Genomic DNA, 22,584 nt, shown 5'->3' with positions numbered 1-22,584 from the left:
TGAAAACCAAATATGCAAATTAAAAAAATAAGCTATTGATGCGTAACCGCTAATTTACAAGTGTTAAATAGTTATATTGCTTTAGCAGCGTCTATCTCCATCCTCTATTAGTGAATTTGAAATCATCTTTTTTAAAATGTCTATATTAACATCGCTCAGTTTTTTAACGTAAATGCAAGCTTTGCCGGTTTTGTGTTTACCAAATTGAGATAATAATTCTTCACGGGCTGGAAATTCTGATGAAAGGTATAGCGCAAATGCATCTTTTCTTGGTGAGAAAGCTACAATAGGCGCATCGCCTTCTCTGCCACTTTCATATTTATAATGATAATTACCAAAGCCAATTATTGCGGTGCCCCACATTTTTGCTTTAAAGGATGATAATTCTTCAAATATTTTTACCAATTCGAAAGCATCATTGCGTTTATTTTCATCTTCAACTTTGTTAAGAAACGCTGTTACACTATCATCGTTTTCTGTTGTTTTATTTTGAGCCATAATCTTTTAAAAATTTATTTGTTTGGTAAAACAAGTTATAAAAAAAGGCTTGAAGAATTAACTTCAAGCCCTTATAAAAATAGAATATGGGAAAAATCTATTTAAATTCCCTAAAATCCTGACCGTCTTTAATGTTTAATAAGCTTTCGTAAATTAAACTGATAACGTTATCAACATCTTCTTTGTGAACCATTTCTACAGTAGTGTGCATGTAACGTAAAGGCAAAGAAATTAAAGCCGAAGGAACACCGCCATTTGAATATGCAAAAGCATCGGTATCGGTTCCTGTTGAGCGTGATGAAGCCTGGCGTTGAAACGGAATTTCGTTTTTCTCTGCAGTTTTAATTAGCAACTTATTTAAGTTGGTTTGAACGGCTGGTGCATAAGAAACTACCGGACCTTTACCAGATGATAAATCGCCTTGCGTATTTTTGTTAATCATTGGTGTGGTTGTATCATGTGTAACATCAGTTACAATAGCAACATTTGGTTTAATGCGTTGGGCAATCATTTCGGCACCGCGTAAACCAATTTCTTCTTGTACAGAATTTACTATATACAAACCGAACGGAAGTTTTTTCTTGTTTTCTTTTAACAACCTTGCAACTTCGGCAATCATAAAACCACCAACACGGTTATCTAAAGCCCGACCAACATAATAACGGTCGTTTAAAATCATAAACTCATCTTCATAAGTAATTACGCAACCCACATGGATGCCTAATTTCTCTACTTCTTCTTTAGAGGTACAACCACAATCCAGGAAAATGTTTTTAAGCTCTGGAGCTTGTTCTTTTTCGCCATGGCGAGTATGAATTGCAGGCCAGCCAAAAACTGCTTTTACCAATCCTTTTTCTGTGTGGATGTTTACGCGTTTTGAAGGTGCAATCTGATGGTCTGAACCACCGTTGCGAATTACATAAATTAAACCATCGTTGGTAATATAATTTACATACCATGAAATTTCATCTGCATGCGCTTCAATAACAACTTTATAATTTGCCTTCGGATTAATAACACCAACTGCAGTTCCGTAATTATCGATGAAATGCTCATCTATATATGGTTTTAAGTAATCTAACCATAATTTTTGTCCCTCCCACTCGTAACCAGTAGGTGCAGGGTTATTAATATACGCTTCTAAAAACTGAAGTGATTTTTTGGTCACTACAGTTACGTGCTTTTTTTTGTCGTCTTCTTTTTTCTTAGCCATATTTATTTATGATTTTAGATTTACGATTTTAGGTTAGCATGCACCAAACTAATTCCTAAGCCTAATTTTTATTTATTTTAATCTAATTTTTAAAATAGTAAATCTACTATCTAAAAATTCATTTCCATGATAACGTAATCATTTCCATTTTTAGAAAATCGATTATTGGTTTCAAGGAATCCAAATTTAGAATAAAATTCGGTAGCGTTTACACGAGCATTACACCAAAGCTTCGAAGCATTTTGAATTTTACAAAAATCTATCAAATAGTTTAATAAAATTGTGCCGTATCCACGTTTTTGTGCATCAGGAAGTATGGCGAGCTTGCGAAATTGGTAAACATCACTTTCATTAAATAGAGAAACTACACCAGTTAGCTTATGTTCTGCGTATAATCCAAAATGCAAACCATCGAAATCGTCTTTCAGTTTTACTAAATCAAATGGAGCATCCGGATACATGCTTTCATGTCTTATCCGCCAGGTTAATGAAGGGAAGATTTGTTCTACCTGAATTAGTGTTTCCAATTTAATATTTCTTTTTACCGTAGTATTTATAAATTAAAATATTTAGTAAAATGATTGCAGCCATACCATAGCAAAATAAATTCCATCCACCTTTATCCCATAGGTACAAGCCTAAAGCTGAACCACAACTTGCACCAATAAAACTCACCGACATAAAAATCGTATTCAGCCTGTTTCTGGCTTCGGGAATTAACGTGTAAATTCTGGTTTGGTTGGTTACATGTATAGCCTGCTGACCAATATCTATTAAAACAATGCCAATCACGAATAAATATAAATGACTCTTGGTGAAGTAAAATAATGCAATGCTCACAATTTGCAAAATGAAACCAATCATTAAGTTTTTTCGTGGATTACTTCCATCGCTTAATTTGCCAACCAAAGGAGCCGCCAAGGCACCTGCCGCACCCGCAATACCGAATAAACCGATTTGCAAAGTCTGAAAATTAAAAGGTGGGTTAGCAAGAAATAAGACCATAGTGGTCCAAAATGCGCTTATTATGGCAAAAGCCAGAAAATTTATAATTGATGTTTCTCGAAGAACCGGCTGATGTTTGATATAGCTAAACATAGAGCCCATTAACTCTTTGTAATTTCCTTTAAATGATGGAATGCTTTTTGGAAATCGTTTTGCCATTAGTAAGATGAGCAATGCACAAATTGCTGCGGCAATGTAATACATGGCTCTCCAGCCAAGCCAAAAACCAATGCTTCCGCTAACCGCTCTTGATGCAAGAATACCAACAAGCAAGCCGCTCATTATAGCTCCAATATTTGCACCTCTGTTTTCATCTGTGCTTAAATTTGCAGCGAGCGGTAAAATCAATTGCGGTACAATAGAACAAGCCCCAATAAAAACACTGGCTACCTCGAGCAAGAAAAAACTTTTAGCTAAGGCAGCCGATAAAAGGGCTACAATTGCCATTCCGGTGATAACTAGAATCTGCTTTTTACGCTCAAACATATCGCCCAAGGGCACCAAAAGAAATAAGCCCAAAGCATAGCCGATTTGTGTTAAATAGGTAATTCTTCCGGCATAACTTTCTGTTAAATTAAAATCTTTTGCAATTAAAATAACTAATGGTTGGCAATAATAAATGTTTGCAACGATTAAGCCGGTGCAAAAGGCCATCAGAAGAATATCTATACGTTTTAACATGTGTTTTTATGTAGGATGTAAAATGAGATTTGGAAAATATAGCGTGTGGGATGGACGATGTATTATGTGAAATGGAAGATGTAAAATGTGAAATGGAAAATGTAGCGTGTGGGATGTACGATGTAAAATGAGAAATGGAAAACGTGAGTAACCACAACTTCATCACCCATCTTCCCTCATCCATTCTACATCTTCCATTCCCCATCTTCCATCTTTACATTTTCCATCCTTACAAAGGTATATTTCCGTGTTTTTTTCTAGGATTATTTACTACTTTATTTTCCAGCATTTTAAAAGCTTTTATCAACTTGATACGGGTTTGAGAAGGTTCAATAACCTCATCAATAAACCCTCTTTCGGCTGCTCTGTAAGGATTAGCAAAAATATCTGAGTACAATTTTTCCTTCTCCAGCCACTTTTCTTCTGGATTTTCTGCTGAAGATATTTCCTTTTTAAATATAATTTCTGCTGCACCTTTAGCACCCATAACCGCGATTTCGGCACTTGGCCAGGCATAATTCATGTCGGCACCAATATGTTTGCTATTCATTACATCATAAGCGCCGCCATAGGCTTTTCTGGTGATAACCGTAATGCGTGGAACAGTAGCTTCGCTAAAAGCATACAATAATTTTGCACCATTGGTGATGATTCCGTTCCACTCTTGATCTGTACCTGGAAGAAAACCCGGAACATCTTCAAAAACTAACAGTGGAATATTAAAGCAATCGCAAAAGCGAACAAAACGAGCCGCTTTGGTTGATGAATTACTATCTAAAACACCAGCTAAATAAGCTGGCTGATTTGCCACAATACCAATACTTCTTCCTGCCAAACGGGCAAAGCCAACCACAATATTTTCGGCAAAATCTTTATGAACTTCTAAAAAAGTGTCTGCATCTGCAACAGAAGAAATAATTTCTCTAATATCATAAGGTTGAGTAGCATTTTGAGGCATAAATGTATTTAATGCTGGTCTGCTTTCGTCTTCTGATTCGTAAGGCAAATTCTCTGGAATTTCCTCGCAATTTTGAGGCATGAACGACAGCAATTTCTTTACGTGATTTATGGCCTCGATTTCATTTGCGCAAGCAAAATGCGTAACGCCAGAATTCGTGGCATGTGTATTTGCACCACCTAATTCTTCTGAAGTAACTACTTCATGTGTTACGGTTTTAACTACATTTGGCCCGGTTACAAACATGTAAGAAGTTTGCTCTACCATTAAAATAAAATCGGTAATCGCAGGCGAATAAACAGCGCCACCAGCGCAAGGGCCCATAATTGCAGATAATTGCGGAATTACCCCAGAAGCCTGAACGTTTTTGTAGAAAATATCGGCATAACCACCTAAAGAAACTACCCCTTCCTGAATACGTGCACCACCACTATCATTTAGACCAATTAATGGCGCACCATTTTTCATGGCCATATCCATTAATTTGCAAATTTTTTCGGCATGTGTTTCTGATAGTGAGCCACCAAAAACTGTAAAATCCTGAGAAAAAACATAAGTTAAACGGCCGTTAATTGTTCCGTAACCTGTTATAACGCCATCGCCAAGGTATTTCTCTCTCTCCATACCAAAATCCGTGCTTCGGTGGGTTACCATCATCCCGATTTCTTCAAAACTACCTTCATCCATTAAAAAATGAATACGCTCTCGGGCAGTTAACTTACCTTTTTTATGTTGCGCATCAATTCTCTCTTGTCCGCCGCCAAGGTTGGCTTTGTTTATCTTTTCCTGAAGTAAAGCAATTTTCTTATCCATATTCGGTTCAATAGATTTTAAAATTAAAAATTACTATCGGGAAAACAAGTTTCGGCGGCTGGTTAATTAGCCAATCAATGCAATTTGATTTGCATATTAAATTGAAATTAAAAACAATGCTATATTTTTCTTCCATTATTTGTATATTTAATTAAATGGTAATTAATTGATTGTATGCTTGTTGACCTTATTTTTGGTCTGCAAAGCATTTTTTTTACACCTCTGTGTAGTGAAAAGTCATTTATCCGATTACTTTTGCAAGCAACGAGATTAAAATAAGATTAGAAAATAATCGAATGTTTTTAAGGAAGTATAAATATATTATTGTCGCAACTTTTATGCTCATCTTCATAGCGAAGATGGGGATTTCTGGTGCGCCGGTATTTTATACGTGTATCGATCGTGAAATTATGAAAGCCGTAATCATGCAGATAGAGTTAGAGCATGCCGGCGGGAAAGATACCTCTAAAGAAACCGCAAAATTTACCGACTTTAAACTGGTTGAGCTAAATCACCCAATCTTATCTTACGAATTCTCTTCGAGTCATTTCTTTTTAAAAAGCAGTTTTATAGAGCATTATAAACGTTATGTAGAACCCTTTCATCCAACGGTACCAACGCCTCCTCCCAATTTTATCTAATATATTTTTAGGGTAATTTATTTGAACCATTGCTTTGGCAACGCATTAGAAGCTATATTTTGTAGTGATGTGTTTGAATTACCCACCACGATTTAATCGTTAAAATTTATTAGATAATTATATTGTTATGCAAAAGTTTAACCCGGCCTTTTCAGGTACGGACATCAGGAAATATTTTCTTGCAAAGAATTTAAAAAAAGACCTTCCATCAAGTATAGTAGTTTTTTTGGTGGCTTTGCCGCTGTGTTTAGGTATTGCACTTGCCTCTGGTGCGCCATTATTTGCCGGCCTAATTACCGGTATAATTGGCGGCATTGTAGTTGCATCCTGTAGCGGTTCGCAGCTTAGCGTAAGCGGACCAGCAGCTGGTTTAACCGTTATTGTTTTAGGCGCCATAACATCATTAGGCGCTTACCCAACTTTTTTGTTAGCTGTTGTGCTTGCAGGCGTTTTCCAACTTATATTGGGCATAATTAAGGCTGGCACTATTGGTAATTATTTCCCTTCAAGTGTAATAGAAGGTATGCTAGCGGCTATTGGTTTAATTTTAATTCTTAAACAATTACCTCACGCTTTAGGTGTAGATACAGATTTTAGCGGAGATGAAGGCTTTTTTCAGCAAGATCATGAGAACACCTTCTCGGCCATAACAGCTGCGCTAGGGCATTTTAGTCTGGCTGCTGTGGTAATAAGTGGTTTATCAATCGCCATTTTAATAGTCTGGCCAAAATTCAAGCAGCTGGCAATTGTTCCGGCACCATTAATTGTGGTAATTATTGGCATTGTAGGGACAATAATTTTTGCAAACACAAACACGCCATTAAGGGCCGATCAAATGGTTAAAATTCCAACTTTTAGTGGTTTTGATGAGTTTCTTGGTCTTTTTACTATGCCTGATTTTTCTCAATTGGCAAACAAAAATGTATATATTGTTGCTGCAACCATTGCAGTTGTTGCCAGCTTAGAAACCCTTTTAAGTATAGAGGCAGTAGATAAAATTGACCCGATTAAGCGGGTAACTCCAACAAACAGAGAATTAATTGCTCAAGGTATTGGTAATATTACAAGCGGTATGGTAGGTGGTTTACCAATGACATCCGTTATTGTAAGAAGCTCGGCAAATGTTAATGCCGGCGGCAGAACAAAAATGTCGGCCATATTTCATGGTGGCTGGTTATTGCTATCCTTGCTGTTTATTCCGCAGGTTATAAATATGATCCCTTTATCTTGCCTGGCGGCAATATTATTGGTTACGGGCTATAAATTAACCAGGATTAGTTTGTTTAAACACATGTACCACAAAGGTTGGGACCAATTTATTCCATTTGTAGTAACTGTTTTAGCAGTATTATTTACCGATTTATTAAAAGGTGTTGCCATTGGTATGTTGGTATCTATATTTTATTTGTTACGTACAAATATGCGTAATCCCTTTTTCTACAGAATTACGAAAGAGGGCGATAAGAAGAATATCAGAATAAAACTTGCAGAAGAAGTTTCATTTTTAAATAAAGCAGCCATACAGGTAGTTTTAAACAATATCCCGAAAGAAACGAATGTAATTATTGATGGTACAAATGCCCGCTACATAGATCCCGATGTATTGGAAACCATTTTTAACTATAAGCATAATGCTTATACAAAAGGCATAATTGTTACGCTTGAAAACGTTCAGAAACATTATACCGTTCCCAAATTATCTAACAATATTATCGATGATATAAATAAGTAATTTAGTAAAGAAAAAGTCCCGGTATTATTCGGGACTTTTTTCATTTACGGTATTGGGCATATTTCCAGCTTCACCTTTATTGCCTTTTTCTTCATCTTGCCTTGCTTCTTCCGAACCGAAATCGCCTTTACCAAAATCCTTTGCCAAATTTCCAGCCTCAGATTTAACCTTGTTTTTGTCGCTATCTGCGTTGCTATGATGTTTTGGGACTAAGTTATCAGGCAAATTTGATTTTTCAGCATTATTTTCTTTGTGACTTTCCATAACTTTTAATTTCTATTAAAACGTTAGGATGAAGCAATGGTTTTAAATATCAATAAGGTTTTTGGAAATGAATGCGCAGTAATTCTTGGCTTCATCAGTCCCATTATCCGCTTTATCCCGATGAAGGGTCGGGATGCCCGCTACTACCGCCTGCCTGCTGCTGGCAGGGGTTTAGGAACTATGGGCTGTAGCTTTTGGGAGGAAATGATTGGAGCAAAACCACCCCAATCCCTGCTTGAAAATAAGGAAGGGAGTTAGAAGTGCTAAATCGGTTATCATTGCGTGGCAGGAAGCAATCTCTATTCGGATTTTTTTTAAAATGAGATTGCTTCAATCGATGAAAAATCGATTTCGCAATGACGGAATTCTCCAAACCAAAATAGTAGCAAAAGATTTGGTTAGGTTTGCATCATGTAACCCTCATTTGGAGGGGGCAAGGGGGAGGATTTAGTTTAGCTTATTAAAAGAATTTAGCACTCTGCAACCTCAAATAGCAGCAAAAGCTTTTGTATATAAACGGGATTGTAGCGGCATCCTTTTTGGCTGCTACAGGCTAAACTTACGAAGTCTAGCACATAATCCAAATTATTAAACTTTGTGAGTTTGCTTAAAAGAACCCAAAAAGATATAGCGTAAAGCCCGGGCAACATTAATCTTTTTTGCTGCAATTGCTTTCCAAAACCTTTTGAAAAAGAAAACCCCTTGATAAATCAAGAGGTTTCTATTATGTTAATGCTTCGAAAAGCTCAGCATGACAACCATAAATTTACAATCCTAGGTCTGCGTTTGCACAAACCAGAATATTAATCTTCTGCCAAAAACGGATAACGGTAATCGGTTGGCGATTCGAAAACTTCTTTAATGGTGCGTGGAGAAACCCAACGCAATAAATTAATCATCGAACCTGCTTTATCATTAGTACCAGAACCTCTGGCGCCGCCAAATGGTTGTTGGCCAACAACAGCACCGGTACATTTATCGTTGATGTAAAAGTTTCCGGCCGAGTTGCGTAATGCATGGCTTGTTTTATCAATCGCGTAACGATCTTGCGCAATTAACGCACCCGTTAAGGCGTAAGGAGATGTTGTGTCAATTACTTCCAAAATAGAATCGAAATCTGCATCAGCATAGATGTAAACTGTTAAAACCGGACCAAATAACTCTTCGCACATGGTTGTGTATTTTGGGTCTTTAACCACCAAAACGGTTGGCTCCACAAAATAACCTTTGCTCTTATCATAGTTACCGCCCGCAATAATTTCTACATCTTTATCTTTTTTAGCCTGGTCTATGTATTTCGCTAATTTATCGAAAGAACGTTCATCGATAACAGCATTTATGAAGTTGGTAAAATCTTCTGTTCCGCCCATTTTAAATGTTGCTAAATCGCGTAACATTTGTTTTTTAATTTCAGGCCAAAGGCTTTCTGCGATGTAAACACGACTAGCAGCAGAGCATTTCTGACCTTGATACTCGAAAGCACCACGAACAATTGCTGTATTGGCAATATCAACCTGTGCAGAAGGATGAACCAGGATAAAATCTTTACCGCCGGTTTCGCCCACTATACGCGGGTATGATTTGTATTTATGAATGTTTGTACCAATAGTTTTCCAGATTTCCTGAAACACTTTTGTAGAACCGGTAAAGTGGATACCTGCAAAATCAGGGTGGTTGAAAATCACTTCTCCGGTTTCTGGTCCATCAGCGTAAACTAAATTGATAACGCCATCCGGTAAACCCGCTTCGCGGAAAATTTCCATTAAAAGGTTTGCGGCATAAACCTGCGTATCTGCTGCCTTCCAAACCACAACATTACCCATCATTGCTGCCGATGCAGGTAAATTTGCTGCGATAGCTGTAAAGTTAAATGGTGTTAAAGCAAATACAAAACCTTCTAGCGGGCGTTGCTCTACTCTGTTCCAGTTTCCACGAGGAGAAACAGGAGGTTGTTGCTTGTAAATATCGCTCATGTAACTTACGTTAAAACGTAAGAAATCTATCAGTTCGCAAGCTGCATCAATTTCTGCCTGGTATGCATTTTTGCTTTGCCCTAACATGGTTGCTGCATTTAATTTATAACGATATTTGCCCGCAATTAAATCAGCTGCCTTTAAAAATATAGCTGCTCTGTGCTCCCAAGATAGGTTTTCCCAATCTGCTTTTGCCGCTAATGCAGCATCAATTGCCTGGGCAACATGGGTTTTATCGCCAATACTATATTGTGCTAAAATATGTTGATGATCGTGTGGTGGAACAACCTTACCTTTTTTAGTGGTATGTACTTGCTTACCACCAATGTACATCGGGATATCTTGTTGATGAGACCTCGCTTCAGCAAGTGCTTCTTTTAAAAGAACACGTTCTTTACTGCCTGGGCCATAATTTAATATAGGTTCGTTTACCGGAGTAGGTACGTTAAAAAATCCTTTAAGCATATTTTATTTTTTATGATTTGTCCAAAGATAAGGCTTTTTAAAGAAGGCTATTCTATTATTCTGTAAAGAAAATAGGAGTGGGCACCAGATGCAATATGACCTAATATTTTAGGCTAATTTTTTAATATACAAGCGCCAAATAACGCCCGTGATGACTTACGCAAGCCGCGCTGGTATTTTTATAATCAGCTAATAAATTTGGGGCTTTATAAATAGCTGTTTTAACATTAACGCAGTGGTTTTTTAAGCAACTAGCAACGGTATGAACATAATCATCATTAATATCACTTTCAGTGTAGTAGGTTTCTGCGTCAATGCAAACTGCTCCTTTTTTTAAATCTTCCTGCCGGATACTACACTCTAAACTTGTTGGCGCAAAGTTCCGTACACCTGTAATGCGGTTATGAATTTTGTAAGCGGCTTCTTTCATACTCCACAGCAGCCAAACCAACCGATCAGGATTTTCAGAAGAACGTATGTAAAATTGTTCTTGTTTAGTGAAAATTTTATTTAAAAAGCCACTTCTTTGCCAATTGCTTTGGGTTTTGGCAAGCTTTAAATCTACAATATCATTTCCCAGCATTGCTATTCATTTTCTCCTCAATAATAGCAATTGTTGCCTCTACAGTCAGCATTTTTGCCATTGATTCGTTGTCTATTTCAATACTAAATTTTTCTTCCACATCAAGTACCACATCAACCAAATTGGCAGAATTTATTTTTAAATCTTTGATAAAATCTGTGCTTTCATTTATGCTTTCTAGTGCAGCAACATCTTCCGTGTAGGGCTTTACAATAAGCTTTATTGCCTCAATAATTTCGTTTCTATTCATGGTTGTATTTTTTAAAAATAACACAAACGTTAACATCTCCAAAGCCAAAACTAGCTTTCGCAATAATGTTAACCGGTTTATTTATCAACTTTGTTGGAATGCGATCTTCAGCAATAGTAGCTGTTATTGCTGGATTTAAATCTTCGCAATTAATATTCGGGAATATAAAACCTTGCGCTAATTCGAGTATTGAGGCAACACTTTCAATACTTCCAGCTGCGCTGATGCAATGACCAATCATCCCTTTTAAAGAATTTATGTATGGAAAATCATCGGCGGTTGCACCTAAAGCTGCTTTCCAGTTTTCAATTTCTAGCGCATCTTTGGCGGTTGCGGTTAAGTGTCCATTAATTAAATCAATATCCTGCGGTTTGATGTTAGCATTTTTGATGGCGTTTATAATGCACCTTTGTACCGCCTGTGGATTTGGTGCGGTCATGGTGCCTAAACCTCTTTGGCCGCCAGAATTTAAGTCTCCACCTAAAACCTCGGCATAAATTTTAGCCTTTCTGGCTAAGGCAGATTCGAGCGTTTCTAAAACCATCGCACCTGCGCCACTACCCGGAACAAAACCACTCGCAGTTAAACTCATTGGTCGGCTTCCTTTTTTGGGCTCATGGTTATGTTTGTAAGTGCACACTTTCATTGCGTCAAAACCACCCCAAATATATGGTCCACTATCGCTGGTGCTTCCGGCCAACATTCTTTTGGCTTTGCCTGCTTTTATCCTTTCGTAAGCAAGTAAAATACTTTCAGCACCGGTTGCACAGGCAGATGAATTGGTACTGACTTGATTGCCTAAACCGAGTTTTCCGCTAATAAAAGCGCTCACACCGCTTGCCATCGTTTGTATTACTACAGAACTTCCAAGCTTGCGTATTTCCAAATCATCAATTTTATTTATGGCCCATCTAAATTTATCAATCCCTGAAGTGCCTGTACCGAAAATAGTTCCGCTATCCCAATCGGGTTCATCAGATTCGTTAATGGTTAAACCAGCATCTTTCCAGGCATCTAAACCGGCCACAACGCCATAAACAATTCCTGTGCTATTTAAATTTCTAAGCTCAAGAGGAGAAAAATATTCTGCAATTCGTTCATCGCTTAAAAACGGTTTGCCAGCTATCTGGCAAGAAAAACCTAAAGCTTCTAAATCGCTTTGAAAAGTTATGCCCGAGATTCCATTTTTAATTGCATGCGTAAAAGCAGGTAGGGTTGTGCCGTTTGGTGCACAAACTCCCAAACCAGTAATTACTACGCGAATATTATCCATTATGTTTAGAAATTAGCATGCCAGATATTGTTCCTTTACAAACCAAATCTCCATTAGCATTTTCCATTTTTACTTTACAGCTTAGCTTGTTAAATCTAAAGTATATCTTTTCACTGCTTACCCAAACCTGTTCTCCGGGGTACACAGGTTTTAAAAAATCTATAACATTTGATGTCATAACAAAACCCATATCGTTTTTAGTTAAAGCATCTTTCAAAAGAAAAATCCCTAAACAAACCAGTCCAATTTGCGCCATGGTTTCAGTTAAAATTACCGCTGGTGTAACAGGATTATATTTAAAATGGCTTTCAAAAAATGTTAAATCTTTACCAAATGTAAATGTTCCTTTGGCGCCATTTTGGTCTACTTGTAGCAGTTCATCAACAAATAAAAATGATTTCCCGTAAGGTAGTTTTTCTATAATTTGGCTGTTTGTCATGCTACCATTCCAATAATATTCTTTGTGCTGAAAATCCTGGTCCGAAGCTTAACATTAAACCTTTTTCTCCCTTTAGAGGTTTTTTATCCATATAGCTTTCCAAAACGTAAAGTACGGTGGCGCTACTCATATTTCCATACTGTCTGAGTATTTCTTTAGTTTCGTTTATGTTTTTGCCCAGTTTGCCAAATAATTCTTCTACAACCTGTATTATCTTTTTTCCTCCTGGATGAAATATCAGATGTCTAATATCAGCTATTGCTAAATTATTTTTTGCTAAAAAAGGATGTATAATTTGAGGAAAATGTGCTTCGATGGTATTTGGAACTTCAACATCTAAAACCATCTGCAAACCGGTATTTGTTAACTTAAAACCCATCATATCTTCAGCATCGTAAAAGTGATACATTTCTTCTGCTAACATTTCCGGACCATCATCTTCATCGTTTGAACTTAGTAAAACACAGGCTGCTCCATCGCCAAAAATTGCAGCACTTACAATGTTTGCCATCGAAAAATCGTTGAGCTGAAAAGTTGCAGTTGGAGATTCGACTGCAATAACAGCTGCTCTTTTACCCGGATTTGCCTTCAAAAAATTTTTGGCATAAATCATTCCCGAAACTCCCGCGGCACAACCCATTTCTGTAACCGGCAGACGGACAATATCATTACGGAGTTTAAGTTTATTGATTAGATAGGCATCCAAAGATGGAATCATTATCCCGGTACAGCTTACCGTAATAATGTAATCCAAATCTTCGGGTTTCCAATTCGCTTTTGCTAAAGCGGTTTCTAAACATTGCGCACCTAATTTAATGCCTTCACGTATGTAAATGTCGTTGCGCTTTTCAAAACTCAGGTCGCTAAAAACCTCCTCGGGCGACATGAACGAGTAACGTTTATCTACTGCGGCGCCTTCAAAAATCTTTTTTACTTTTCTAATAAATCTTTCATCCTGGTCTTTAAGCCAAACATCCAGAAAGGGAATAATATCTTCAGTTGCCCTCCAAAATTGGGGTAATGCCTTACCAACGGCTTTTACAATTACACTCATGCTGTTTTAATTATCCATTGGTATCTAAAAGCCCATTTCCATTTAATCGAGCTGGTTTTTATATTTAATTTTTTCGCATACTGGATGAAATCTTCTCTTTTAAAGCCACGCAAAATTGAAATTAATCCATCGGTTTTCGACATGTGATTTAGGCGGAACACAAAACAAAGCACTTTAAAAAGTTGATAAGCTATTGCACTGCGTTCCAAATCGTTTATTACAATGCCAATGCTTGCAGTTTGCTTAAAATAGTTTAAAAGCTTTATTATTTCATCGTTTTTAAAATGATGAAGCGTTAAAGTGCAGAGGTAAATATCGCAAGCTTGCATTTTTACTGAATCATCAAAAATATCTAAACATTGATAACTAATATTTGCATAATCCTTTGATAAATTTCTGGCGTGTTCAATCGTAAATTGATTAGCATCAATGCCTACTAATTCAAAATTTAAATTGTTTTTTTTAGCATAATTTGATAATGTTCTAAGCATATCTCCATTGCCGCAACCTATATCAGTAATACGAATTATTTTATTGGTTGGATTATTTTCAAGCAATTTTTTAACCCCATCAACAGTAACCTTGTTGCCACCCAAAAGCTGATTGATACTTGCAATTTTATCTAATGCATCTTGTAAAATTTCCCCTTCCATTTCAAAATCGTCCATCATCTCGGGGGCTTCGCTACGAAACCTGGTATCTACTATCATATTTCTGATGCAATTATCGGTTTGCCATGTGTGTATTTTATGGTTTTATTTAACATCGCCGGGAAAAGATTTACAGTTTTCATGGCTATGTTTTCCATCATATTATTTTTTAGAACTGAGGCTAAAATTTTTCCAAATTTTAATCTTTGTGCAAATAGAGCCTTCCATTGTTGCGTATATTCCTTTTCGAGTGCTTGCCTATCAGGAATGATTCCATTATGATATTTATATAATAGCTCCGCAACAATTTTAGCGCTGTGAATGGCCATAGCCATACCATTTCCACAAAGTGGATGAATTAATCCGGCAGTATCGCCAATCATTAAAATGTGGTTAAGTACCGGCTCTTTTTTTTCAAAAGAAATCTGACTGATGGTTAAAGGTGCTTCAAAAATCATCTCTGCTTCACTAAAAATACGCTCCAGATTTTTATTTTGATACAACACATTTTTTTGAAAGGTATCAATATTTTTATGTTTTTTGAAGCTTTCATAATCTGCTAAATAGCAAATGTTTAAAATATCATTTTCTACTTTTGAAACGCCACAATAGCCACCTTTAAAATTGTTTAAGCTTACAATATTGTTTGCGAAATTTGATTTGTAATGTGCCTTTACTGCAAGGTACGGAGATTTTTTTCCAATAAATTTACGATCGAGTTTAGAATCTAATAGTGCCCTTTTACCATAAGCGCCAATTACATGTTGTGCCTTATAAACTGAACCATCAACAGTATCTACAACAAATTGATTATTAGTATAGGCTACATTTTGCACATTTCCATGAAAAATATTTATTCCCCGGGTTGTAGCAACCTGATAGAGGTAATTATCAATTGCATATCTGCTTAAGCCAATGCCTCCAAGTGGTAAATTAGTTTTAATGCTGTTGCCATCAACAGATGTAAATTGTAGTTGGTTGATTTGATTTGGCTTCAGAACTGATAAATCTAAGCCAAGCCAATTGTAATACGGTAGAATTTCGTTCGAAATATATTCTCCGCAAACTTTATGATGAGGATAGTTTTGCTTCTCGATAAGTGTAACCTCTAAGCCTAATTTTTTAAGATGCAAAGCCGCCGTTAAACCAGCTAAACCACCACCAATAATCAAGATTTCTGTTTCAATAGGCATTCATCAAGATAACACTTTAAACTCACCTTTGTTTAAAGCGTTACCTTATTAATGGATAAATTTTTAGAAAGGCAAAAATTGCCCTTTAGAATATTGTTAGTCCCGTTTTTCATGTATGCCTGCGGTAGGCAGGTGTTCCTTATATTGCAGATGCTTTATGCCTCAAGAATTAAACAAAGAGACGGCCCTTTTTTTATTCATAATTCTCCATAAAATACTTAATGTTAGGTATTTATAATTGCTATTCTTTTCTTATATTGCATTACCAAACAAATTCTTAACGCTTTTTTATACCCAAATATTCCGCTCCATAACCTTATTTCTAGTTTGGCCGATAGGTGCTATTGGAATTTTTAACTCCGATGGCTGTGCAGACGAGTAATCACTAAATTAATCTTCCATATCTATGCCTTATTTTGACTTTCACATTCATCCGACTTTAAAGTCGATGTTCACTACCGGCGCTGCTAAAACAAGCCCCTGGCAAAATATTGATACTAAAAAAATCAATTGGTTTATTCGCATGTGTAGCGATTTTAGCAGAATTTTGGGTTCCCAATCTAACCTTCAACAACTGCTTGATTCGAGATGTAACCTAGTTTGCATTGCTTTATTTGTGCCCGAGCGTGGCTTTATCGACAATAAGCTGCTTAAGAAACAAGCTGAAAAATCGCCATTGCGAGAATATCTTAATCCTTTAAGACTTGACGACATGATTTCGGGCAGATTAAAGCCATTTCCAGATTTAGTAGAGGAAGATTTAAAGCTTATATTAAGTCCGAAGGTAACAGATGATGGCAAAACTGTGGTGGCTTTATCTTATGAGGTAATTTATGATGAAGAAGATAAAGAGCGGATTTATGCAGTTTTTACCATTGAAGGATGCCATACGCTATCTTCAACACTCGACCCAAAGAAGATTAATAGGGTTGAAGTTTTAACAAATCTGGAAAGTTTACGAAAATCTTATCCCATTTTATCTATCAATATAACCCATCTCGAGCAATATCCCTTCTGCAACCATGCTTATGGGATACTTTTTGTAGAGTCGCTAAGTTTTATCCCCAGGGAGAAAGAAATATCTGCAGATGGCATAGAAATTATACGATTTTGCTATGAACGTAATATTTTGGTTGACCTTAAACACATGAGCCTGGGCGCCAGAACCAAATTTATTTATGATATACGTGAAAGAGCAGATTTTGCACCAATTAAGCAGCCTTTGGTTTGTACCCATGCAGGATTTACCGGGCTTTCTGTAGGTGAAATACCAAATTATATGCAAATCGATTCGCCATCGGTAAAAGGGTATTCTAAAATTACCTGGGGAAAACCTACTAAATATCAAACTTACGAATCGGTAGCCTTTAACCCGAGTAGCATTAACCTTTATGACGAGGAAATTATCGCGATTTTGGAATCTGACGGCATGATAGGACTTTCTCTGGATAAAAGAATTTTGGGTTATGGAGAAGGCAGCATCAAAGCCGAAGAACAGCAGGATTTACTTACGGAATCGGAATATATATCTAATAAAGAATTAGAATATTTCATTACTGGAGATGCCGTAGGCGAACATTTAACACCATTTTGTTGTATAACACATGAAGTGGTAAACCGTGCTGTACAATCTTTAGCCGATGTTCCATTTTACCACCTTCATCACTTTATGGCACATGTTTTACACCTGATGAAAATTTCAGCTGAATATGGATTTCCGGTAAAAAATGCGCTTCAAAAGGTTTGTATCGGTTCGGATTTTGATGGCTTAATTAATCCTTTAACTTTTTGCGATTCGGTGCTCGAACTCCCGCAATTTGAAAAAGATTTTATAAAATATTTTCCCCGCTTTTTGGAGCAAAATAATTTAAGCAATCTAATGCCATCAGGTATTAGCATACAGCAACTCGCTCGCCAGTTATTCTTTAGCAATGGTCGAGATTTCGTTTTAAAACGATTACCGTTGATTCTGCCAACAACATAACAACCCCCTCAAAATTTTTATCTATAAATGCATGCTCATGAAAAAGGTATCTTTAGAAACAGTAATGCTATTATCCATAGCTTTCTTGTGTTCGCAAAATTCATTCGCTCAAATTCCACAGCAGAAACCGCAAATTACTACGTCTTCAGATAGCAGCTCGGTAGAAGATGACATCCGCAGGGCTGAAATAAGTAGTATTCCGTATAATAATCTGCAACAGATATTTGGGTATCACGACCCGATATTATATCTTTCTCCAGCACCGGTGTTTAACAGTTTATCTACCCGCAAAATTGCTTTACAAGATGGTGAAGGCATGAATGGATATTGGCTGGAGGGTAACATTTCTCACAGAGTAACCATGTATCGTGGTAAATATTACAGTCGCCCGTTTTGGTCTCGTGCCAGAATTACCTTTGATGCCGCTTTTATGCTTCGCATGACGAAAGATAGCTCTAGTCCCTTATTGCCAACGAGTAATGATGTGGGTTTAGGATTAGATTATTTGTTAAGCGATGTAAACAAAATAGAATCGCCAAAGGCCACAACCGTTTACTTAAAGGCGCAAATACATCATTATTCAAACGGGCAGGCATTACCTTTTTTTAAATCAACAGCTCCAAATCGCAATAACTATAAAAATGGAGATTTTAGTACCAACTACATCAGGCTGATGGTTTATGGCATGAAGCAGACTAGTGATAATCATATTTATTCGGCTGGGCTTGGCTTGCAACGTGAAGTTGACCTCGGCGGACCATTAACTTTGAGCGATGAACTTGCATCTGCTTATGGCTTAAATAGGGTTTTGCTTAACCTTCAGTGGACAAGAAGATCGAGATTTGTTTTAACACAACTATCAGATACAGATAAAAAGAAATTCTCTAAAAACCCTACAGGAAAAACCGTGAGAAATGCAAGAACCCAATGGATATGGCGAAGTGAACTCGCATACATTATTGATAACGATTTATCTCTTTATCCACTATCTAGTAAATACAGGTTAGGTGTACACAACTACTTAACCTGGATGCCCTGGGTAACCAGTGATTTTGGTTTTGTGTTTCACAATTATTTTGGCAGGGATTACCTGAACATTCGTTATGATGACCCAATTCAAACTTATCAATTAGGTTTTGTTATGAATTTTAATAAAATGCGTTGAGCGAATAATTACATTAAAAGGCAAAATATTGTTATTTATTTAAAGTTTTCCAGATAAGTTCATAGATATCTGTAGGTTGTAAAGTTTCGCTAATTTTCGTGCCGGTAATTACCACCGGTTTAAAATCTGCAGAAACACCTATACGTCCGTGCGAGCCTTTTACCAAAGTTGCATCTAGCGGAATAACATCCATAACATACCTAAATCCTGCTTTTTTCCGCAGGAGTTTATAACCTGCTCTAAGTTTTGACGACATAAACATTTCAACCGGATCGTAACCTGGTTTTTTATGAATGTCTACGCATCTGGCGTAATCTGGCGCTTTTTGGTCATCAAGCCAAAAATAGTAGCTAAACCAACTGCCGGCTTTTGCAGTAACTACAAAATCTCCTGAGCGCTCATGGTTAATTTTATATTCAGCCTGCTGTGTTTTATCGAGTACCAAATCGACACCCGGAACGTTATTCAGCAAGGTTCTTACTTTTTCTGAAATGCTTTTATCCGTTAGGTAAATGTGTGCAATCTGATGATCTGCCACTGCAAAAGCTTTAGAAGCGCCCGCATCTAAAAGTTCAAGACCTCTTTCCTCACGGATTTGAATCAAACCTTCCTTGCGTAACATTCTGTTTAAATGGATTGGATTATTAACACCTTCAATACCATATTCAGAAAGTATGATTACTTCAGCTTCGCGGCTTTCATAAAATTTAACCAGTTCCTCCGCTAAAGCATCAATTTCATTTAATTCTTTACTTATCTTGGTTAAGTCTGGTCCGAATTTTTGTAAGCAATAATCTAAGTGTGGCAAATAAATTAAACTTAGCGTTGGGTTATGCAGGCGTTCGGTTTCCATCGAAGCATCAGCTATCCAACGGCTTGATTTTATATTTGCGCCTGGCCCCCAGAATTGAAATAAAGGGAATTGACCTAGTTTTTCTTGCAAATGGTCGCGTAGTGCTGCCGGTTGCGAATAGCAGTCTGGTAATTTTCGTCCATCAGCCAGGTAATTTGGCCTTGGTGTTACCGAAAAATCGGCAGTAGAATACATATTATACCACCAAAACATATTTGCACAGGTAAATTTTGGATCTGCTTTTTTAGCCCGATCCCAGATTTTTTCACCGTCAACTAATTTGTTAGATTGTTTCCAGAATTTAACTTCACTATCTGTGTCATCATACCAACCATTACCAACAATACCGGTTTGTGCCGGATATTGCCCCGTTAAGTAGCTTGATTGTACACTGGTGGTTACCGCAGGCAATAAAGGCTCTATATTACTTAAGTTTTTCTGCTCAATGTATGCTTTAAGAAAAGGCGTATGCTCGCCAATAACGGATGTTGATAAACCTACTATATTGATAACTACAGTTTTATTCATGAGGATGGTTTAAAATGTTTTTTACCCAATTTAATTCCCGAATGATAGATTCATTCAATGGTGCTTTAAGGTTCTCCGGCAAAACTTCCCAGGTGTAGGTTTCTACTTCAAGATGATTAGTGAAATGGTGTTTTTTGAATATGTTTAGCACCTCAATTATATCGTTTTGCGTAGATTGAATAAAGCCCATATCTGCTATAAAAATAGGCACATGAAAATGAGCACGCCATTCTTCGGCAAGGCAATTTTCATCATCATTTAGTGCTAAACTTAAATCCGGATAACGTTGTAAGCTGCCATCTGCTTTTTTAGCAATAACCTGATGCAGATAAGTTGGCTCATCAAACCTTGAAAGTTCAGCTTTAATTAAAGATCTGCTTTCATCAGTTGCCGGAAGTTTGGCCTTTAACGCTGCACTAATCTGAATTTTTCCAATTTGTATGCCTTTTTCTTTCAGCGTTTTGATAATTTCTTTATGAGGTTCATAACCAATGGCAAAATGACAAACATCATAACACAAAGTGATGTGTGTTTTTAAATCCTCAACCGATAAATTTTTATCTGCCGAAGGCAAAAGTACGTTTTCATACCATTGGATAAATTCTTCTCCTGATTCTAAAAAGCCATCTGGTTCCGGTTCAATATCCAGATGTAATATTTTTCCGGTTTGTTCTTTAATTGCTTTAAGGTTATGCGCAACTTCGATTATATTTTTAGTAGCGATATTAGTTGCTTCAATAGATTTTTCAGCTTCGTTAAACCAGGGTTTATAACTTAATGGAGAGGTTGAAATGCCGCCATCAATTCCATCAGGCAATAATTCGGCAAGTATTTTAAATAAATGGGTGGTATAATTTAAGCGCTCTGGCCTTGTCCAATCGGGCGCATGAACCTGATCCTTTACCCGCGTATTATGAAAGCCGCCATAAGGGAAGCCATTCATCGTAAACACATAACCGCCTGCTTCATCCAGCCAGGCTTTAAAAATGCTTAAATTATCATTTTCCAGAAGTTCTGTACTGGCCAGGTTTGATAAACGTAAACCAATTCCCATCGGTTCTGATGGTGAAAGTTGTTCTTTTAGTTTTGGAAAACTATCTTTTAAAACGGCAAAATGTGCCGCCCAATTTTCACCTGCGTATATATTGGTACAAAAGGTTAGCTGTGCTGAATTTATCTTCATACCTAATTAATGGGTTCAAGATTTGATAGTTTATTAAGTTGTAATGCAGCCTGTTGTAAAAATTTTGCATCCATTTCATGTACTTCTATACCAACACCAAGCTTACTCAAAAGCGTTATGGTTAGTTCGCCACCTAAATGCTCACGAAATTCTTCCAGACCTTTTAACAGCAAACTTTCATCACCATTAACTTGCAACAGGGGATGGGTAAGTTCGAAACCTAATGCAGTTAGCAAATTAAGTACACGATTTGTATCAGCTGTGCTGAGCATACCTGCTAAATTAGAATAAACGGTATCAAGCGCTATACCCAACGCTACTGCTTCGCCATGTCTAATTTCAAAGTTTGTTAAGTATTCTAATTTATGTGCGCTCCAATGTCCAAAATCTAAGGGACGGGCAGAACCGCGTTCAAAAGGATCGCCGCTTTTGATGTGATCCATGTGTAAAGCCGCACACTTCCAGATTTGATAATTCATCACCTCAAGGTTTCTGTCGGCCAGTTGTTTTGCATTGTTTTCCAGCCATTCAAAAAATGTCAGGTCTTTAATTAATGCTACTTTTACGGCTTCAGCAATCCCTGAACGCCAATCTCTATCGGATAATGTGCTTAGAAATTTTTCATCATTAAAAACGGCAACAGGTGGAGAAAACGTGCCAAGGAAATTCTTTTTATTGAAGTAATTTATGCCGTTTTTTACGCCTATACCCGAATCGTTTTGCGAAAGTACAGTTGTTGGAATTCGGATATGCTTAATGCCTCTATGCGCTACAGTTGCGGCATAACCAACCATATCTAGCAACGCCCCGCCACCAATTGCTGCGATGTAAGAATGCCGATCGATCCGGTAGTTGTTAACTGCATCTAAAACTGCATCAAAATGCTTGGTTTCGTTTTTTATAATTTCTCCTCCCGGGACGATTAGTATATTTTCTACTAGCTCAACCTGGTTATGCTTTTTAAAATAAGCTTTAATTTGCTGGCAAAGTTCAGGGTGTGCAGATGCTACACCACTATCCATCACAAAAAATATTTTTTTGGCTGCGCCTGAGGTATTCATTTCCTCCAGAAAATCGGCTATCAGCAAATTTTCTATAGAAAACAGGGAAGAGGTAAAAAAAACGTTAAAACGATATTCTACGGTAAAGGATTGTTTTAAATGCTCCATCTCAGGGAAATATTCTT

General features: G+C 37.0%; 22 protein-coding genes. 5 read left to right on the top strand and 17 right to left on the bottom strand.

What is annotated here, in order from left to right:
- Positions 1 to 81: 81 nt before the first annotated feature.
- From LUA86_RS14770 to LUA86_RS14750, 5 genes are all read right to left on the bottom strand, one after another.
- Positions 82 to 498 (bottom strand): DUF1801 domain-containing protein, encoded by a 417-nt coding sequence (locus LUA86_RS14770; protein ID WP_231464065.1) that lies wholly within the window; start codon positions 496 to 498, stop codon positions 82 to 84.
- A gap of 97 nt (positions 499 to 595) precedes the next feature.
- On the bottom strand, positions 596 to 1,711 hold the full coding sequence (locus LUA86_RS14765) for a M42 family metallopeptidase (protein ID WP_231464064.1): 1,116 nt from the start codon (positions 1,709 to 1,711) through the stop codon (positions 596 to 598).
- Positions 1,712 to 1,821: 110 nt separating this feature from the next.
- Positions 1,822 to 2,238 carry a GNAT family N-acetyltransferase gene (locus tag LUA86_RS14760; RefSeq protein WP_231464062.1) on the bottom strand — a complete coding sequence of 139 codons (417 nt, stop codon included), beginning with the start codon at positions 2,236 to 2,238 and terminating at the stop codon, positions 1,822 to 1,824.
- 1 nt (position 2,239) lies between these two features.
- Positions 2,240 to 3,397: an MFS transporter gene (locus LUA86_RS14755; protein ID WP_231464060.1), complete on the bottom strand. Its 1,158-nt coding sequence runs from the start codon at positions 3,395 to 3,397 to the stop codon at positions 2,240 to 2,242.
- 229 nt (positions 3,398 to 3,626) lie between these two features.
- On the bottom strand, positions 3,627 to 5,168 hold the full coding sequence (locus tag LUA86_RS14750; RefSeq protein WP_231464058.1) for an acyl-CoA carboxylase subunit beta: 1,542 nt from the start codon (positions 5,166 to 5,168) through the stop codon (positions 3,627 to 3,629).
- 296 nt (positions 5,169 to 5,464) lie between these two features.
- On the opposite strand from LUA86_RS14750, the gene LUA86_RS14745 reads away from it, so the two are divergent.
- Positions 5,465 to 5,809, top strand: coding sequence for a hypothetical protein (locus tag LUA86_RS14745; RefSeq protein WP_231464056.1), 345 nt, complete (start codon positions 5,465 to 5,467; stop codon positions 5,807 to 5,809).
- 127 nt (positions 5,810 to 5,936) lie between these two features.
- The gene (locus LUA86_RS14740; protein ID WP_231464054.1) at positions 5,937 to 7,541 is read left to right on the top strand and encodes a SulP family inorganic anion transporter; all 1,605 of its coding nucleotides are present in this window, start codon (positions 5,937 to 5,939) and stop codon (positions 7,539 to 7,541) included.
- A 24-nt stretch (positions 7,542 to 7,565) separates the two neighbouring features.
- Here LUA86_RS14740 and LUA86_RS14735 read toward each other — a convergent pair whose 3' ends face one another.
- Positions 7,566 to 7,805: a hypothetical protein gene (locus tag LUA86_RS14735; RefSeq protein WP_231464052.1), complete on the bottom strand. Its 240-nt coding sequence runs from the start codon at positions 7,803 to 7,805 to the stop codon at positions 7,566 to 7,568.
- A 36-nt stretch (positions 7,806 to 7,841) separates the two neighbouring features.
- Between LUA86_RS14735 and LUA86_RS14730 the strand changes: the two genes are divergently transcribed.
- The gene (locus LUA86_RS14730) at positions 7,842 to 8,063 is read left to right on the top strand and encodes a hypothetical protein (RefSeq protein ID WP_231464051.1); all 222 of its coding nucleotides are present in this window, start codon (positions 7,842 to 7,844) and stop codon (positions 8,061 to 8,063) included.
- A gap of 545 nt (positions 8,064 to 8,608) precedes the next feature.
- Here the strand turns inward: LUA86_RS14730 and pruA are convergent.
- From pruA to LUA86_RS14690, 8 genes are all read right to left on the bottom strand, one after another.
- Positions 8,609 to 10,243 carry an L-glutamate gamma-semialdehyde dehydrogenase gene (gene pruA, locus LUA86_RS14725; protein ID WP_231464049.1) on the bottom strand — a complete coding sequence of 545 codons (1,635 nt, stop codon included), beginning with the start codon at positions 10,241 to 10,243 and terminating at the stop codon, positions 8,609 to 8,611.
- A 121-nt stretch (positions 10,244 to 10,364) separates the two neighbouring features.
- A complete protein-coding gene (locus tag LUA86_RS14720) occupies positions 10,365 to 10,826 on the bottom strand; it encodes a 4'-phosphopantetheinyl transferase superfamily protein (RefSeq protein WP_231464047.1) in 462 nt (153 codons plus the stop codon).
- Positions 10,813 to 11,076, bottom strand: a complete 264-nt coding sequence (locus LUA86_RS14715; RefSeq protein WP_231464045.1) for an acyl carrier protein — start codon at positions 11,074 to 11,076, stop codon at positions 10,813 to 10,815. The genes LUA86_RS14720 and LUA86_RS14715 overlap by 14 nt, the downstream gene beginning before the upstream one ends.
- Complete coding sequence (locus LUA86_RS14710) at positions 11,069 to 12,349, bottom strand: beta-ketoacyl synthase (RefSeq protein WP_231464043.1); 1,281 nt, start codon at positions 12,347 to 12,349, stop codon at positions 11,069 to 11,071. Before LUA86_RS14710 ends, LUA86_RS14715 begins: the two co-directional genes overlap by 8 nt.
- Positions 12,342 to 12,788: a 3-hydroxyacyl-ACP dehydratase FabZ family protein gene (locus LUA86_RS14705; RefSeq protein ID WP_231464042.1), complete on the bottom strand. Its 447-nt coding sequence runs from the start codon at positions 12,786 to 12,788 to the stop codon at positions 12,342 to 12,344. The genes LUA86_RS14710 and LUA86_RS14705 overlap by 8 nt, the downstream gene beginning before the upstream one ends.
- A gap of 1 nt (position 12,789) precedes the next feature.
- Positions 12,790 to 13,842, bottom strand: coding sequence for a type III polyketide synthase (locus LUA86_RS14700; protein WP_231464040.1), 1,053 nt, complete (start codon positions 13,840 to 13,842; stop codon positions 12,790 to 12,792).
- Positions 13,839 to 14,552, bottom strand: coding sequence for a methyltransferase domain-containing protein (locus LUA86_RS14695; protein ID WP_231464038.1), 714 nt, complete (start codon positions 14,550 to 14,552; stop codon positions 13,839 to 13,841). Before LUA86_RS14695 ends, LUA86_RS14700 begins: the two co-directional genes overlap by 4 nt.
- Complete coding sequence (locus LUA86_RS14690; protein WP_231464036.1) at positions 14,549 to 15,685, bottom strand: NAD(P)/FAD-dependent oxidoreductase; 1,137 nt, start codon at positions 15,683 to 15,685, stop codon at positions 14,549 to 14,551. The genes LUA86_RS14695 and LUA86_RS14690 overlap by 4 nt, the downstream gene beginning before the upstream one ends.
- Before the next feature lie 448 nt (positions 15,686 to 16,133).
- Between LUA86_RS14690 and LUA86_RS14685 the strand changes: the two genes are divergently transcribed.
- Together LUA86_RS14685 and LUA86_RS14680 are read left to right on the top strand one after the other, a co-directional pair.
- Positions 16,134 to 17,669 (top strand): membrane dipeptidase, encoded by a 1,536-nt coding sequence (locus tag LUA86_RS14685; protein WP_231464034.1) that lies wholly within the window; start codon positions 16,134 to 16,136, stop codon positions 17,667 to 17,669.
- 37 nt (positions 17,670 to 17,706) lie between these two features.
- Positions 17,707 to 18,834 (top strand): hypothetical protein, encoded by a 1,128-nt coding sequence (locus tag LUA86_RS14680; RefSeq protein ID WP_231464032.1) that lies wholly within the window; start codon positions 17,707 to 17,709, stop codon positions 18,832 to 18,834.
- Between the two features lie 31 nt (positions 18,835 to 18,865).
- Here the strand turns inward: LUA86_RS14680 and LUA86_RS14675 are convergent, their stop codons facing one another.
- Genes LUA86_RS14675 through LUA86_RS14665 form a run of 3 tightly spaced genes read right to left on the bottom strand, consistent with a single transcriptional unit; the run spans position 18,866 to position 22,567 of the window.
- Positions 18,866 to 20,215: an alkaline phosphatase family protein gene (locus LUA86_RS14675; protein ID WP_231464030.1), complete on the bottom strand. Its 1,350-nt coding sequence runs from the start codon at positions 20,213 to 20,215 to the stop codon at positions 18,866 to 18,868.
- Complete coding sequence (eboE, locus tag LUA86_RS14670) at positions 20,208 to 21,398, bottom strand: metabolite traffic protein EboE (protein WP_231464028.1); 1,191 nt, start codon at positions 21,396 to 21,398, stop codon at positions 20,208 to 20,210. Before eboE ends, LUA86_RS14675 begins: the two co-directional genes overlap by 8 nt.
- Positions 21,399 to 21,400: 2 nt before the next feature.
- Positions 21,401 to 22,567, bottom strand: coding sequence for a 3-dehydroquinate synthase (locus tag LUA86_RS14665; RefSeq protein ID WP_231464026.1), 1,167 nt, complete (start codon positions 22,565 to 22,567; stop codon positions 21,401 to 21,403).
- Positions 22,568 to 22,584: the final 17 nt, after the last annotated feature.

This window comes from Pedobacter sp. Leaf132 (assembly GCF_920984695.1).
In the GTDB taxonomy this organism is placed as follows: domain Bacteria; phylum Bacteroidota; class Bacteroidia; order Sphingobacteriales; family Sphingobacteriaceae; genus Pedobacter.
Note: the sequence above shows the minus strand (reverse complement) of the source record. Positions and strands in the feature narration are given on the sequence as shown.

Excerpts from the sequence above, each read along its gene's own strand:
- LUA86_RS14735 (WP_231464052.1), bottom strand. The coding sequence starts at position 7,805 with ATGGAAAGTCACAAAGAAAATAATGCTGAAAAATCAAATTTGCCTGAT.
- LUA86_RS14730 (WP_231464051.1), top strand. The coding sequence starts at position 7,842 with ATGGTTTTAAATATCAATAAGGTTTTTGGAAATGAATGCGCAGTAATT.
- eboE (WP_231464028.1), bottom strand. The coding sequence starts at position 21,398 with ATGAAGATAAATTCAGCACAGCTAACCTTTTGTACCAATATATACGCA.
- LUA86_RS14680 (WP_231464032.1), top strand. The coding sequence starts at position 17,707 with ATGAAAAAGGTATCTTTAGAAACAGTAATGCTATTATCCATAGCTTTC.
- LUA86_RS14695 (WP_231464038.1), bottom strand. The coding sequence starts at position 14,552 with ATGATAGTAGATACCAGGTTTCGTAGCGAAGCCCCCGAGATGATGGAC.
- LUA86_RS14705 (WP_231464042.1), bottom strand. The coding sequence starts at position 12,788 with ATGACAAACAGCCAAATTATAGAAAAACTACCTTACGGGAAATCATTT.
- LUA86_RS14745 (WP_231464056.1), top strand. The coding sequence starts at position 5,465 with ATGTTTTTAAGGAAGTATAAATATATTATTGTCGCAACTTTTATGCTC.
- LUA86_RS14720 (WP_231464047.1), bottom strand. The coding sequence starts at position 10,826 with ATGCTGGGAAATGATATTGTAGATTTAAAGCTTGCCAAAACCCAAAGC.
- LUA86_RS14770 (WP_231464065.1), bottom strand. The coding sequence starts at position 498 with ATGGCTCAAAATAAAACAACAGAAAACGATGATAGTGTAACAGCGTTT.
- LUA86_RS14675 (WP_231464030.1), bottom strand. The coding sequence starts at position 20,215 with ATGAATAAAACTGTAGTTATCAATATAGTAGGTTTATCAACATCCGTT.
- LUA86_RS14755 (WP_231464060.1), bottom strand. The coding sequence starts at position 3,397 with ATGTTAAAACGTATAGATATTCTTCTGATGGCCTTTTGCACCGGCTTA.
- LUA86_RS14740 (WP_231464054.1), top strand. The coding sequence starts at position 5,937 with ATGCAAAAGTTTAACCCGGCCTTTTCAGGTACGGACATCAGGAAATAT.
- LUA86_RS14710 (WP_231464043.1), bottom strand. The coding sequence starts at position 12,349 with ATGGATAATATTCGCGTAGTAATTACTGGTTTGGGAGTTTGTGCACCA.
- LUA86_RS14690 (WP_231464036.1), bottom strand. The coding sequence starts at position 15,685 with ATGCCTATTGAAACAGAAATCTTGATTATTGGTGGTGGTTTAGCTGGT.
- pruA (WP_231464049.1), bottom strand. The coding sequence starts at position 10,243 with ATGCTTAAAGGATTTTTTAACGTACCTACTCCGGTAAACGAACCTATA.
- LUA86_RS14715 (WP_231464045.1), bottom strand. The coding sequence starts at position 11,076 with ATGAATAGAAACGAAATTATTGAGGCAATAAAGCTTATTGTAAAGCCC.
- LUA86_RS14750 (WP_231464058.1), bottom strand. The coding sequence starts at position 5,168 with ATGGATAAGAAAATTGCTTTACTTCAGGAAAAGATAAACAAAGCCAAC.
- LUA86_RS14665 (WP_231464026.1), bottom strand. The coding sequence starts at position 22,567 with ATGGAGCATTTAAAACAATCCTTTACCGTAGAATATCGTTTTAACGTT.
- LUA86_RS14765 (WP_231464064.1), bottom strand. The coding sequence starts at position 1,711 with ATGGCTAAGAAAAAAGAAGACGACAAAAAAAAGCACGTAACTGTAGTG.
- LUA86_RS14700 (WP_231464040.1), bottom strand. The coding sequence starts at position 13,842 with ATGAGTGTAATTGTAAAAGCCGTTGGTAAGGCATTACCCCAATTTTGG.
- LUA86_RS14685 (WP_231464034.1), top strand. The coding sequence starts at position 16,134 with ATGTTCACTACCGGCGCTGCTAAAACAAGCCCCTGGCAAAATATTGAT.